At 64.8% G+C, this 1,511-nt stretch carries 1 protein-coding gene; it reads right to left on the reverse strand.

Annotated features, from left to right (window positions below; translation table 11 throughout):
• Positions 1-10 precede the first annotated feature (10 nt).
• Positions 11-1,429 (reverse strand): IS66 family transposase, encoded by a 1,419-nt coding sequence (tnpC, locus tag APM_RS13775; RefSeq protein ID WP_007423977.1) that lies wholly within the window; start codon positions 1,427-1,429, stop codon positions 11-13.
• Positions 1,430-1,511: the final 82 nt, after the last annotated feature.

Genomic DNA, 1,511 nt, shown 5'->3' on the forward strand with positions numbered 1-1,511 from the left:
GGGTATCTGCTCAACCCGGTAGGGGGGCGATGGGCAGTGATGCTCCGGTGACGGCGTTTTTGATAGCGGTGTAGGCATCAAGGCCGTGCCGCGCGGCGGTCCCGACGACGGATCGGACGTTGGCGAAGAAATCGGCGCCCCAGTTGGATCGGAACCCTCCGGTGACCTTGCGATATGTCGCGGTAGGCCGGAGTTCGCGCTCGGAGCCGTTGTTGTCCGCGGCGATATCCGGGTGGTCGAGGAAGGTGAAGAGATGATCACGAACCTTGCCGTATCGTCGGCGCAATCGTCTGCCGTGGTGGTTGATCGGGGCGAGCGCCATGACGGCGTCGAGATCATGGTCGAGGCGCCGCCGCCAGGCGCGTCTTGTAGCGTCCGCGAGCGTGCGATGGCGCCGCGCCAGCACGACGGCGCGGAGCAGCAGGGCCTTCATTCTGGGTGCGAAGATCGTATCACCCGCCTCGATCGCGAATTTGCAGTCCCGGAGTTGGTGGGCGAGGCAAATCTGCCAGTCATCGGCATGACCGCGCTGGGCGCCATAGAGATCGGAGATCCAGATAGCGGGGCGATGGCCGTCCATTACCTCCGCGACGACGTTGGCGCCCCGGCTTGGCCGGATCACATGGATGACGACTTCGTCGTTCTGAAATACCCAGTTCCAGTGGGTCCGGCCGTTGATCCGCACCGAGGTTTCGTCGGAGCAGACGACCCGCGCGCGGCGCAGTCGGGCGAGGATGGCACCGACATCGGCATCGAAGCCCGGCTTGGCGCGGCGGAATGCGGCATCGAGCGCGCCTTCGCTGATCGCCAAGCCGAACAACTCGGTGAACAGGCGCGACAGCCGCCGGTAGCTGACCGCATGGATGACGCGCAGGTAGATCGCGAGAGCCACGAGGTTGAGGCTGAATGGTGTGCCGGTCTCCATGCCTTCCGGGACGGCTGCCAGCGTGGTCGCCCCACAGCACGGACAATGGCCGGCATAGCGTTCGACGCGGGTGACGACCGGCTTGATCGGCGGCAGATCGATCTTGTCGTAGCGCTGCGCGAGGCGCTGATCCGCGTCAGTCAGCCCGGCACGGCAGTGCTGGCAATGCGCCGCCTTCGCGATCACCGTCTGATCGGGGTTCTCGGCAAGCAAGCGACCGCCACCCTCACGGCCGAGACTGCCTTTGCGGGGCCCCTTGCGCGGACTTTTCTCGGGCCGGTTTGGCTTCTGCCCGCGCGATGGCGGCAGGCTCGAATTGTCCGGCCGCTTCGGCGGTTCGTTTAGCCGCGCCTCCAACTCCGCAATCCGGCGTTCCGCATCCGAAAGCCGGATTGCCAGTTCCGCGTTCCTGCGCTCGGATGATTGCAACGCGTCCCATAGCGCGCGGATCAGCGCGTCTTTCTCAGCGTGCGATAGGAGAGACAGGTCAGGAAGCTCGTTCACGCCTCCCGTCGAATCGTATCCGCCGTGGTCACGTCAATTCACAATCGATTCAACTTATCGACGGACCAGGATGAGCAGATAC

It is taken from the genome of Acidiphilium sp. PM, assembly GCF_000219295.1.
In the GTDB taxonomy this organism is placed as follows: Bacteria; Pseudomonadota; Alphaproteobacteria; order Acetobacterales; family Acetobacteraceae; genus Acidiphilium; species Acidiphilium multivorum.